Origin of the sequence: Candidatus Pelagibacter sp. (assembly GCF_052049995.1) — a bacterium.
Classification (GTDB): Bacteria; Pseudomonadota; Alphaproteobacteria; order Pelagibacterales; family Pelagibacteraceae; genus Pelagibacter.
The window spans coordinates 1-12026 of record NZ_JBNGYX010000012.1 but is presented as its reverse complement, the minus strand read 5'-3'; the positions used below and the strand labels follow the sequence as shown (position 1 = coordinate 12026).

Below are 12026 nucleotides of genomic sequence, written 5' to 3'. Positions count from 1 at the left end.
ATATAAATATATTTTCAAAGTTATATTTTGATACATAATAAAGGAATTTATTGAAATAGTTTTTGTCATTTATTCTAAGTTTGGGAGTTGTTATATTGTTAGCATACTTAGATTTTTCAGCTTTTAGAACAATTATCAAATCTAAATTCATTTTCTATAAATATTTTTTAAATCTATATAAAATTAAAATTTTATTATAAGTAATATGAAATTTATAGAAAGATATTATTATATATTAATGAAAAAAAATAAAAAAAAATCACAAGAAGAATTTTTCAAAAATTATTTTTTGAAGCTTTCAAATCTTATTAATAATGTGGATGTTAAAAAATTAATACAAATTTCCAATTTTATCGAGCATTGCATCAAATCAAAAAAAAAAATATTTGTAGCAGGCAATGGAGGCTCAGCAGCAGTATCAAATCATTTTTTGTGTGATTTTAACAAAGGTATAAAAATATCTTCAAAAAATAAAATGGTTCCTCAAGTCCATTCTTTTACAAATTCAGTCGAATTAATAACTGCAATTTCAAATGATATAAATTATGAAAATATTTTTGACTTTCAACTCGAGAACCATGGAAGTAAAGGTGATGTAATATTTATTTTTAGCTGCTCTGGTTCATCAAAAAATATATTAAATTTAATCAAAAGAGCAAATCAAAAGAAAATAAATATTATTTATATTACAGGTTTTTTAAAAAAAAAATTAAAGTATAATGTAAAATTTCATTATAATTTAAATTGCGAAAATTATGGAATTACTGAAGATATGTTTTCAACTTTTATGCATTTAATCTCTCAGTGGATTAGGTTTAAATATTCAAATTACGATATAAATAAAATTTTATAAATTTTCGAAAAAAAGTTAATTTCAATTAAAATTGAAGAGGATGAGGTAAATAGTAATCATTGAAATTATATTTTTTTCTTTTTTTTTAATTTTTTTTCTATAGAACTTTTTTAATGATATCTTTAATTACTGGGGGAGGTGGTTTTATTGGTAGTCACCTAGCTGAAAAGCTCGTCAAATTAAATCATAAGGTAATTGTTATTGACAATTTTTCAGTAGGAAGAAAAAGTAATCTAAAAGTTATAAAAAATAAGATAAAGATCATAAATCAAGATATTTTAAATGAAAATAAAATAGAAAAATATTTTAGAAAAGTTGATAATGTTTTTCACTTAGCTGCTATGGCAGATATAGTTCCAAGTATAGAAAATCCAAAACTTTATTTTGATGTTAATGTTAAAGGGACACACAATATTTTAAATTTATCTGTGAAGAATAAGGTTAAAAGGTTTGTTTACATAGCCTCCTCTTCAAGTTATGGAATTCCTAAAAAATATCCCACATCAGAAAATGCAAAAATAGATCCACAATATCCTTATGCATTAACTAAAAGGTTGGGAGAGGAATTAGCAATTCATTATTCAAAAATATTTAATTTAAATTCTACATCATTAAGATTTTTTAATGTTTATGGTCCAAGAGCGCGTACCTCAGGTACGTATGGAGCAGTATTTGGTGTATTTTTGGCTCAAAAACTTTCTGGTAAACCTTTTACAATAGTAGGTAATGGCAAACAAACTAGAGATTTTACTTACGTTTCAGATATTGTTGACTCAATTATAGCCGTCTCAAAGAATAAAAAAGTATCAGGTGAAATATTTAATGTGGGAAGTGGTAAAACTATTAGTGTTAATAGAATAGTTAGTATTTTGGGTGGAAAAAAAGTTTATATTCCTAAAAGACCTGGTGAACCAGAAATAACTTTTGCAGATATTTCAAAAATAAAGAATAAAATTGGATGGTATCCCAAAGTTGGAATAAAAGAAGGAATAAATAAACTATTAGAAAATTTATCTTACTGGAAAGATGCTCCAGTATGGACCCCAAAAAAAATTAAAATAGCTACAAAAAAATGGTTTCTATTTCTTGGTTCTAAAAAAAAATAAAGGGTTTTTTGATACTATTTATTATTTATTTAAAAAAGTAAGGGACAATATTTATTTTGACCCGTATTTTGTAAAAAAATATAGTAACTTTTTATAATTTTTATTTAATATTTTGTTAAAACGAGTAAAAGTTAGCAAAAATATGTCCAACAAAATTCACTCACCAAAGTCTATCCTTAAGTTATTGAATAAGGAAAGGATAAAAAAAAATTCAGTAGTGTTATGTCACGGAGTTTTTGATTTATTACATTATGGTCATATTAAACATTTTGAAAGTGCAAAACAGGTTGGTGATTTTTTGTTAGTTTCACTTACATCTGATGAATTTATTAATAAAGGACCTGGTAGACCAATTTTTAACGTAAACGTGAGGGCTAAAATGATTGAGTCACTTAGTATTGTTGATGCTGTTATTATAAGTAAATCTGCGTCGGCAGAACAAATGATTAATTTAGTAAAGCCAGATATCTACTTTAAAGGACCTGATTATAAAGACAATACTAAAGATCATACAAAAAAAATTTATAAAGAAATTAAAGCTTTAAGAAAAAATAATGGGAAAATTCTCTATTCAAATGATGAAACTTTTAGCTCAAGCAATCTGATAAATAAAAGTGAAATTTTATTTAATGAAGAGCAAAAAAAATTTTTAAAAAATATTTCAAAAAAATATTCATATGAAGATATAGCAAAAATATTTGATAATTTTACAAAATTAAAACCAATTATTATTGGTGAAACAATTATAGATGAATATGTATTTTGCCAAGTATTAGGAAAATCTGGCAAAGAACCTCATATGGTAATAAGGGATGAAAATAAGGAGACTTATTTAGGAGGCGCTGGTGCAATAGCAAATCATATCTCATCATTTTGTCATGAAAATTATTTAATATCTTGTCTAGGTGATAAAAAAAATTATCTAAAATTTATCAAGAAGAATTTAATGAAAAATATATATACAAATTTTATTGTAAAAAAGAATGGACCAACTATTTTAAAAAAACGTTTTATAGACTCAATTTCAGGAAACAAACTCTTTGGAGTTTATAGTATGAACGATCAATCTACTGATGTAGCTACATCCAAAAAATTTATTAATTTGATAAAACAAAAAAATTTTAAATCAGACTTAATAGTAATTTCTGATTATGGGCACGGTTTTATTTCTGAAAAATCAGCTTCAGAAATTTCAAAATTAAAAAAATTTATTGCTTTAAATGCTCAAGTCAATGCATCCAACTATGGCTATCATTCATTAGAAAAATATAAGAAAATTGACACTTTGTTGATAAATGAAACAGAGCTAAGGCATGAAATGCGAGATAAACTCAGTGATGTTTACTATTTAGCAAAAATTTTGAAAAAAAAGCACAAAATCAAAAACCTAATTGTCACTAGAGGACGAAATGGTGCGTTTTTAATTGAAAGTAAAAATAATAAGGTCATAAAGTGTCCTGCTTTTTCAAGAAAAGTTGTTGATAAAGTAGGTGCTGGAGACACTATGTTAGCTTTAGTTTCCTTATGTTTAAAGCTTAAAGTACCTTACGACCTAAGTTTGTTTTTGGGATCTTTAGCTGGAGCTAGTGCAGTAGAAAATATTGGCAATAGCAAAAGTTTAGATAAAAAGAATTTATTAAGAACTATTGAGTTTATGTTAAAGTAATGACTAAAAATATTCTAGTAATTGGTGGCGGTGGTTATGTAGGATCAGAATTAGTCCCTACGCTTTTAAAAGAAAATTACAGTGTCTCTGTATACGATTTATTTATCTATGGAAAAAATGCACTAGATCAAAATAAAAATTTAACACTGATTGAAGGAGATATTCGGGATTTAAAAAAATTAAATAATACTATTAAAAATTTTGAAATAGTAATTCACTTAGCTTGTATTTCAAACGATCCTAGTTTCGAATTAAATCCTGAATTAGGAAAATCAATTAATTTAGATTGTTTTAGACCTTTAGTAGAGATATGTAAAAATAACAAAGTCAAAAGATTTATATACGCTTCGTCTTCATCTGTATACGGCATTAAAAAAGAAAAAAATGTTAGTGAAAATTTATCACTCGAACCTTTAACAGATTACTCAAAATTTAAAGTTGAATGTGAAAAAATACTACTTGAATATAAGGATAATAGATTTGAAACTGTAATTATAAGACCAGCAACAGTTTGTGGTTATGCAAAAAGGCAAAGGCTTGATGTGGTAGTGAATATTTTAACTAATCTTGCATTTAATAAAAGAAAAATAAAAATTTTTGGGGGTGAGCAATTAAGACCAAATATACATATAAAAGATATGGTAAGGGTATATTTAAATGTTATTGAGGCAAAAGCAGACTTAGTTAATGGTGAAATTTTTAACGCCGGATATGATAATATGAAAGTAAAAGAAATTGCAAATATTGTAAAAAAAGTAATAGGAGAAGATGTTGAAATAGACAAAGAGGTAACAAATGATAACAGGTCTTATCATATCTCATCAGAAAAAATAAAAAAAATAATTAATTTTGTACCAAACTTTACAATTGAGGATGCAGTTAAAGATTTAAAAGATGCATTTGAAAATAAAAAATTACCAGGTTCACTTGATAACTCAATATATTTTAATATAAAAAAAATGCAGGAGATTCAATTAAAGTAATGCAGGTTAGATACTCATATTTAAAACAACAATTTGGTAATGCTCCAGAGTTGTGGAGGGATTTAAAAAAATTTGTGGACACTGGGGATTTTACATTAGGAAAGCCTTTAGAAAAATTTGAAAAAAATTTTGCTAAATTAATGAATGTAAAATACGCAATAGGTGTAAATTCAGGAACTGATGCAATTAAATTAAGCTTAAAAGCAATAGGGATAAAGCAAGGTGATGAAATTATTACTGCTGCCAATACATTTGTAGCAACGGTAGGAGCAATTACTGAACTCGGGGCAATACCAGTTTTTGTTGATTGTGATGATACTTTTTGTATGGATACAAATTTAATTGAAAAAAAAATTAGTAAAAAAACTAAAGCAATTGTTCCAGTGCATTTTACTGGTTATATGACAGATATGCCTAAGTTAATGAAAATTTCAAAAAAGTATAAATTACCAATTATTGAAGATGCATGCCAATCTATTCTTGCTAATATTAATGGTAAAAATTCTGGATCTTGGGGTGAGTTTGGTGCTTTCTCTTTGCATCCATTAAAAAATATAAATGTTTGGTCTGATGGAGGTATAATTACTACAAATAGTTACAAACATTATACAAAATTAAAACTATTAAGAAACCATGGTTTATCAAATAGAGATACAGTCAAAATATGTGGTTACAATTCTAGACTTGATACATTCCAAGCAGTTGTTGGAAATTGGTTACTCCCTAAAGCAAGAAAAATAGCAAATGATAGGATTAAAAATGCCAATTATTACGACAAAAAATTAGGTTCTTTGCCTCAAATTACAATTCCACCTAGACCAAAAAATTTTAAGATTGTTTATCATCTGTACATTATTTTTGCAAAAAAAAGAGATGAGTTATTAAAACATTGTCTGAAAAAGGGTATTGAAGCTAAAGTTCATTATCCAATACCAATATATAGACAAGAAGCTCTGAATTTTTTAAATCATAAAAAAGGAGATTTCCCGGTCACAGATGATCATACAAAAAAAATTATTACATTTCCATGTGATCAGCACTTGTCAAAAAAAGAAATAGATTATGTTATAGATACAGTTAAGTCTTTTTATAATGAAAATTAAATATATTAATTTACAAAAACAATCACAAAAAGAAGAAAAAAATTTAATTAAAATATTTAAATTAGTTATCAACTCAGGACAGTTTGTAGGGGGTAAATTTATTGAGAAGTTTGAAAAAAAAATTTGTAAATTAACCAATTCAAAAAATTGCATATCACTAAATAGTGGTACAGATGCTTTAGTTTTAGCTTTATATGCCGCAGGAGTAAAACGTGGAGACGAAGTAATTACTACACCAAACTCTTTTATAGCCTCCACATCAGTAATAGTTCATTTGGGCGCAAAACCAGTATTTGTCGACGTATTAGATGACCAAAATATTGATCCTGATAAAATTGAGGAAAAAATTACCAACAAAACAAAAGTAATTATGCCTGTTCACTTGACAGGCAGAGTTTGCAAAATGGATAAAATTAAAAATATTGCCCTAAAATATAATCTAAAAATAATTGAAGATGCTGCTCAAGCAATTGGTTCAAAATATAAGGGCGTGCATGCGGGAAATTTTGGCGATTTTGGATGTTTTTCTGCTCACCCTTTAAAAAATTTAAATGCAATAGGTGATAGTGGGTATTTAATTGCTAACTCTTTAAAAGTTAGCAATTATATAAAAGATCTTAGAAATCATGGAATGAGTAATAGAAATAAGGTTAAGAATTTTGGGTTTGTTTCTAGAATGGATAATATTCAAGCTGCAATTTTGAATTTTAGATTAGAGGGACTAAACACTCTTATTAAAAAAAGAAGAAATAATTTTAAGATTTATGAAAATTATTTAGATCGTAAATATATATATTTTCCTTTAGAGACTAAAGATGAATTTAATACATATCATACTTTTGTAATTCAAGTGGATCAAAGAGATAAATTAAGATCTTTTCTTAAACAAAAAGGTATTGAAACTGCTATACATTATCCTATTCCTATCCATTTACAGCCTGCAGCAAAAAAATTGGGATATAAAAAAGGTGATTTTCCTGTTTGTGAAAAACAATCAAAAAAAATTCTTACACTCCCGATAAATCAATATTTAAGAAAGAAAGAAATAATTCATATCACTAATTTAATTAATAATTTTTATAAATGAAAAAAAATTATAAAAAAATTTTTTTTGATACTTTAAGAATAAGATTAATTGAATTAGAAATAGCTAATAGGTATAGCCAACAAAAAATGAGATGTCCTGTGCATTTATCAATTGGACAAGAAGCTGTTCCAGTTGGCATTTCAAGTAATTTAAATAGAGATGATAAAATAGTTACTGCTCATAGATCGCATGCTCACTATTTAGCTAAAGGTGGAAATTTAAATAAAATGATTGCTGAATTACATGGTAAAAAGACTGGTTGTGCAAGAGGTAAGGGTGGATCAATGCACTTAATTGATTTAGAGGCAGGTGTTGAGGCTGCAGTTCCTATAGTAGGTAGCACTATACCTATAGGTGTAGGAATTTCTTGGGGAATTAAGTTAAATAAAAGAAAAAATTTATGTGTAATTTTTTTTGGAGATGGTGCAACTGAAGAAGGAGTTTTCTTGGAAAGTTTAGATTTTGCTTCACTACATCAGCTACCCGTATTATTTGTTTGTGAAGACAATAAATTTTCTGTTTATTCTCATAAGTCAAAACGACAGTCAAAAAAAAGAGATATAATAAAAATTGCTAATGGAATTGGAATTAATGGGAAGAAAATAGAGGGAAACAACGTCTTTGAAATTTATGAAAAAACTAAGAAAATTGTAAATGATGTTAGAGCTAGATCAAAACCTTATATAATTTCATTTGAAACATTCAGACATTTAGAACATTGTGGTCCAAATAATGATGACAATTTAAATTATAGAGAAAAAAAATACATCAATAAATGGTTAAAGAAATGTCCTATAGTAATTGCAGAAAAATATTTAATTGAAAATAATTTCATAACAATAAGTGAAATCGAAAATTTTAAAAAAAAGATAAAAATAGAAATAGATAAATCTTTTCTATTTGCAGATGATTCAAAATTTCCTAATTTTGATGAATTAAAAAAAGATATTTATGCCTAAAAGAATTCAGAGTTTTTCAAAATCTATAAACGAGGCACTAGAGCAATCCATGAGAAAAAATAAAAATGTAATAATCATTGGATTAGGAGTTGATGATCCCAAGGGTGTTTTTGGAACAACAAAAGATTTAAACCAAAAATTTAAAAAAAATAGAGTCTTTGATATGCCAACTAGTGAAAATTCCTTAACAGGTTTTGCAATTGGAGTTGCATTGGAAGGTAAAAGACCAGTAATTGTTCATCAGAGAGTTGAATTTTCACTCTTGTCTATGGATCAAATAGTTAATCAGGCAGCAAAATGGTTTTACATGAGTGGAGGAAAAAAGCCAGTGCCGATTGTAATAAGACTTATCATTGGTAGAGGATGGGGACAAGGACCACAACACTCACAATCATTAGAAAGTCTTTTTGCACATATTCCTGGTTTAAAAGTTGTATGTCCTAGTAATCCTTTTAATGCAAAAGGTTTATTGAATGCTTCAATAAAAGATAACAATCCTGTAATTTTTTTTGAGCATAGATGGTTGCATGAAACAGTAGGTGATGTGCCGAAAAAATATTTTGAGCTGGATTTGGGAAAATCACGATATGTAAATAGAGGAAAAGATTTAACTATTGTAGCTTTTTCCTATACTGTTTTAATGTCTCTTAAAATTAGAGAAATATTAACTAAAAATAATATTTCTACTGAAATAATTGATTTATTATCTTTAAGACCATTAGACACAAAAAAAATAATTTCTTCAGCAAAAAAAACAAAAAAAGTTATTATTATCGATAATGGATGGATGCAATATGGTGTTAGTGCTGAAATTTCAGCTTTAATAAATGATAAACTAGGTGGGAAAATAAAAGTTTTACGAGTTGGTAATACTGACTCACCAATTCCATCTACAGTTTCTTTAGCAAAACATTCCTATCCATCATTAAAAGACACTTTGAAAAAAATATCAAAAATTTGTAATAAAAAAATACTTGTTAGCAAAAAAGATATTCCAAATATCCAAGCAGACCAACCAGATAAAAGTTTTTTAGGACCTTTTTAAAGTATTTCTGGCTTTTTTAAATTTAATTGATAAAGGTTTATTAATTTTATTATGAATAATCTAATAGACAAAAAAACAGCATTTGCTGATACTCCTACACCTCAAAACGCCTGGAAAGAACTAAATGAAATTGAAAGAATTGAGATTGTTAAGAAGATTTTGTCAAAGAACAATAATTACTCGGATTTTAAAATAATTAATGCTCTAGATGATGGGCAAATAATTTTAAAAATTGAAAACAGTATCCCTGCAAATTTAAGAGGTAGCTTACTGCTTGACTGTGAGGAAAGTTTAAAAAAAAATATAGATAGAGGAATTACAATTTGGCTAGAACCTGTTGGTGACAAAAGTAAGTTGAGAAATTTGAGAGGTGTTGAAATAAAAATGGGAAAATTAATATAATGAGCAATCAAACCAATATAAATTCTGATAACTCTATAAATACAAAAGAAGGAAAATTAATTTTAGACTCTCATAAACTCGCTTATCATTATGACAGAGTTGAAGCTTTTGAAAATGGAGAAAGAGTTGCGCCAGTGAGCGTTGATATGGCTCTTACAAGAGCATGTGGAGCTATGTGTTCATTTTGTTATGCAATGGTGCAAGAACCTCAGGAGAGAGCAAATATTAAAACTAAAGAAGCACTTAATTTATTAGATGATTTTAAAGAAATAGGAGTAAAAGGTGTTTCTTTAATTTCCGATGGAGAGAGTACTTTATCAAAAGCATATGTTCCATTTATTCAACATGCATCAAATATTGGCATTGATGTTGGTAACGCTACAAATGGTTGGGAGTGGGAATCGGAAAAAATAGAGCAAGTTTTACCACATTTAACTTGGGTTAGATTTACGTGTGCTGCAGGCACACCTGAAGGTTATGCAAAAATAATGTTTAAAGATAAAACACAAACTCAAGTTTTTGATAGAGCAATGAAAAATATAAAATATGCAGTGGAACTAAAAAAAAGAAAAAAATTAAAGGTTACGTTAGGTATTCAAATGGTTTTAATGCCAGAATTTAAAGATGAAATTATTCCTTTTGCTAAGCTAGCAGCAGAACTTGGGGTAGATTATGGTGTTATAAAACATTGCTCTGATGATGAATTTGGAACATTAGGAGTTGATTATAGTAAATATGAGGAAATGTATGAAAGTCTTAATGAAGCAGAAAAGTATAGCAATGACAACACTAAGATTATTATCAAGTGGGAAAAAATAAAAAATAAAGGTAAGCCAAGTTATAAAAGATTTTACGGACCACAATTTTTATTACAAATTAGTGGCAGTGGTTTAGTTGCACCATCAGGAATGTTTTTTAATGCAAGATACTCGAAATTTCATATTGGCAATTATATAGATGAGAGATTTAAAGATATTTTTAAGTCTGATAGGTATTGGAAAATTATGAATTATTTAGCATCTCCAAATTTTAATGCTGAAACTATGATGGGCACATTGCCAATACAACATTATGTGAATGAGGCACTAGATAATCATATAAAGGATATAAAAAGAATTTTACCACATGATCCTAATGACAAAAAGCCTTTACATGTAAATTTTCTTTAAGATAAATTATGCTATCATTTGTAGTACCGTGCTATAACGAAGAAGAAAGAATTTTAAACACCATTAAACAAATTGAAGAAGCTTGCGAAAAGTTAAAAATCAAAGATTATAAAATTTTAATTGTTGATGATTGTAGTTCAGATAATTCAAGAGAAGTTATTGAAAATGAAATTAAAAATAAATCATATTTAAAGTATTGCAAAAATGAAAAAAATTTAGGTTTTGGCGGAGCAGTTAAAACAGGATTAAATTTGTTAGATGATGATTATTTAATGTGGCTTCCAGGAGATGATGCTCATCCTGCTTCTCAAATAATTAAAATTTTAGAGGTTTTTATAAAAAAAAAATATAAAAATTTTGATATAGTAAGTACATTTTATAGCAGAAAATCAAAGAGGAATTACTTTAGGGAGCTTTTTACCAAATCATACACACCTCTATTAAATTTTTTATTTGGTTTAAAAATACCTTATTACAATGGTTTATCAATAATCAAAAAAACTTCTCTTAATAAAATATCAATTAAAACAAACTCACACTGCTGGCAAGTAGAGCTTTGGGTAAAATTATCTAATTTAAAAAATTTTAATTTTATGTTTATTGAGACAGAAGTTTTTGATCCAAGTAGAAAAGCTGCTGCATTTAAACTCGCTAACAGCATAAAGGTTATTTATAATATTCAAAGACTTTTTTTAATTAGTATAAAAAATAAAATTTTTAAATTTTTTTGATCAATTTAAATATTTTTTCAATCAATATTAAAAAACTAATTTTTTTGTCATCATTTATTAAGATATAATTTCCTTTAATATAAACTTGGTTTGTACTTATAAACCTCTTAATTCTATTTTTCACTATATGTATTTCTGAATACCTTCTTTTAAATTTATTGATACTAATGTTATTATTATTTTTTAATTCTATAAGAATTTTTGTTCTCGGAGAAGTTTCGATCATATTTATTACATGAAAAAGAAAATAAAATATTAATACATTGAGTGTAACAATTTCAAAAAAATATCCTGCAGTAAAATAAAAGTTTAAAGTAGCAAATAGTATAATGTTTAAAAAAAAATTAATTAAGTCTCTTAATCTAAAAGGAAAATAATAAACATTTTTTAAAACATAACAAAGTATTTTATATGAAAAAAAATAAAAAAAAGTATTTAAAATTAAAATGAAGTCAATCAATTGTCTAACCTTTACACTCTACTTTTAAATTTTTTTTTAAAGAATTAAAAAGTTTGGAAATTTTAGCTCCATTTTTCGTAAGTGATAATTTGCGATTTTTTAGAGTTATAAAACCTTGTTGAATTAAGTCATTTATCCTCAGATCAATAATTTTTCTTTTTTTAATTTTCAAAATTATATTTTTTTCACTTATTTTCTTATGTTTTTTAATTATTTCATAAATATCCTCACTAGGGCTATTAATGTACTTAAGTCCAATTGTAAGAAAAAAACTCATAAATACAAAAAAATAGACTGGCACGTGAATAAGGAGTAATTCTTTATTCATTCCATAAACAAATGAATATATGAATACTAAGGTTGCAGCTGTTAGCAAATTATATTTTAGGTATCTAGTGAAAATAATTTTATTAGAATTTCTTAAATATATATAATTAAATAAAACATTAATAAGAATTATAA

Annotated in this window: 12 protein-coding genes; 11 read left to right on the top strand and 1 reads right to left on the bottom strand. The window is 26.2% G+C overall.

The genetic code is table 11. From position 1 onward, the window contains the following. Positions 1-238: 238 nt before the first annotated feature. The 11 genes from ACTT9Y_RS06900 to ACTT9Y_RS06850 all read left to right on the top strand — a co-directional run bounded on the left by ACTT9Y_RS06900 (position 239) and on the right by ACTT9Y_RS06850 (position 11104). A complete protein-coding gene (locus tag ACTT9Y_RS06900) occupies positions 239-853 on the top strand; it encodes an SIS domain-containing protein (RefSeq protein ID WP_440933621.1) in 615 nt (204 codons plus the stop codon). A 113-nt stretch (positions 854-966) separates the two neighbouring features. After that, positions 967-1959: a GDP-mannose 4,6-dehydratase gene (locus tag ACTT9Y_RS06895; RefSeq protein ID WP_440933620.1), complete on the top strand. Its 993-nt coding sequence runs from the start codon at positions 967-969 to the stop codon at positions 1957-1959. Positions 1960-2143: 184 nt separating this feature from the next. Next, entirely contained in the window at positions 2144-3625 is a 1482-nt protein-coding gene (locus ACTT9Y_RS06890) for a PfkB family carbohydrate kinase (protein ID WP_440933619.1), read from the top strand. Next, positions 3625-4608, top strand: a complete 984-nt coding sequence (locus ACTT9Y_RS06885) for an NAD-dependent epimerase/dehydratase family protein (RefSeq protein ID WP_440933618.1) — start codon at positions 3625-3627, stop codon at positions 4606-4608. The genes ACTT9Y_RS06890 and ACTT9Y_RS06885 overlap by 1 nt, the downstream gene beginning before the upstream one ends. Then, positions 4608-5711: a DegT/DnrJ/EryC1/StrS family aminotransferase gene (locus tag ACTT9Y_RS06880; RefSeq protein WP_440933617.1), complete on the top strand. Its 1104-nt coding sequence runs from the start codon at positions 4608-4610 to the stop codon at positions 5709-5711. The genes ACTT9Y_RS06885 and ACTT9Y_RS06880 overlap by 1 nt, the downstream gene beginning before the upstream one ends. Next, positions 5698-6798, top strand: coding sequence for a DegT/DnrJ/EryC1/StrS family aminotransferase (locus tag ACTT9Y_RS06875; RefSeq protein WP_440933622.1), 1101 nt, complete (start codon positions 5698-5700; stop codon positions 6796-6798). The genes ACTT9Y_RS06880 and ACTT9Y_RS06875 overlap by 14 nt, the downstream gene beginning before the upstream one ends. After that, positions 6795-7757 carry a thiamine pyrophosphate-dependent dehydrogenase E1 component subunit alpha gene (locus ACTT9Y_RS06870; RefSeq protein ID WP_440933616.1) on the top strand — a complete coding sequence of 321 codons (963 nt, stop codon included), beginning with the start codon at positions 6795-6797 and terminating at the stop codon, positions 7755-7757. The genes ACTT9Y_RS06875 and ACTT9Y_RS06870 overlap by 4 nt, the downstream gene beginning before the upstream one ends. Further along, complete coding sequence (locus tag ACTT9Y_RS06865) at positions 7750-8802, top strand: alpha-ketoacid dehydrogenase subunit beta (RefSeq protein WP_440933615.1); 1053 nt, start codon at positions 7750-7752, stop codon at positions 8800-8802. Before ACTT9Y_RS06870 ends, ACTT9Y_RS06865 begins: the two co-directional genes overlap by 8 nt. Positions 8803-8853: 51 nt before the next feature. Further along, positions 8854-9204: a hypothetical protein gene (locus ACTT9Y_RS06860; RefSeq protein ID WP_440933614.1), complete on the top strand. Its 351-nt coding sequence runs from the start codon at positions 8854-8856 to the stop codon at positions 9202-9204. Continuing rightward, positions 9204-10373, top strand: a complete 1170-nt coding sequence (locus ACTT9Y_RS06855; RefSeq protein ID WP_440933613.1) for a radical SAM protein — start codon at positions 9204-9206, stop codon at positions 10371-10373. Before ACTT9Y_RS06860 ends, ACTT9Y_RS06855 begins: the two co-directional genes overlap by 1 nt. 8 nt (positions 10374-10381) lie before the next feature. Then, positions 10382-11104: a glycosyltransferase family 2 protein gene (locus ACTT9Y_RS06850; protein ID WP_440933612.1), complete on the top strand. Its 723-nt coding sequence runs from the start codon at positions 10382-10384 to the stop codon at positions 11102-11104. 464 nt (positions 11105-11568) lie between these two features. Here the strand turns inward: ACTT9Y_RS06850 and ACTT9Y_RS06845 are convergent. Next, a partial coding sequence (locus ACTT9Y_RS06845) for a hypothetical protein (protein WP_440933611.1) occupies positions 11569-12026 on the bottom strand: 458 nt, incomplete at its 5' end.

What these genes read in the sequence shown, in the direction of transcription:
- ACTT9Y_RS06900 (WP_440933621.1), top strand. Translation starts at nt 239, where the DNA reads ATGAAAAAAAATAAAAAAAAATCACAAGAAGAATTTTTCAAAAATTAT.
- ACTT9Y_RS06895 (WP_440933620.1), top strand. Translation starts at nt 967, where the DNA reads ATGATATCTTTAATTACTGGGGGAGGTGGTTTTATTGGTAGTCACCTA.
- ACTT9Y_RS06885 (WP_440933618.1), top strand. Translation starts at nt 3,625, where the DNA reads ATGACTAAAAATATTCTAGTAATTGGTGGCGGTGGTTATGTAGGATCA.
- ACTT9Y_RS06880 (WP_440933617.1), top strand. Translation starts at nt 4,608, where the DNA reads ATGCAGGTTAGATACTCATATTTAAAACAACAATTTGGTAATGCTCCA.
- ACTT9Y_RS06870 (WP_440933616.1), top strand. Translation starts at nt 6,795, where the DNA reads ATGAAAAAAAATTATAAAAAAATTTTTTTTGATACTTTAAGAATAAGA.
- ACTT9Y_RS06865 (WP_440933615.1), top strand. Translation starts at nt 7,750, where the DNA reads ATGCCTAAAAGAATTCAGAGTTTTTCAAAATCTATAAACGAGGCACTA.
- ACTT9Y_RS06860 (WP_440933614.1), top strand. Translation starts at nt 8,854, where the DNA reads ATGAATAATCTAATAGACAAAAAAACAGCATTTGCTGATACTCCTACA.
- ACTT9Y_RS06855 (WP_440933613.1), top strand. Translation starts at nt 9,204, where the DNA reads ATGAGCAATCAAACCAATATAAATTCTGATAACTCTATAAATACAAAA.
- ACTT9Y_RS06850 (WP_440933612.1), top strand. Translation starts at nt 10,382, where the DNA reads ATGCTATCATTTGTAGTACCGTGCTATAACGAAGAAGAAAGAATTTTA.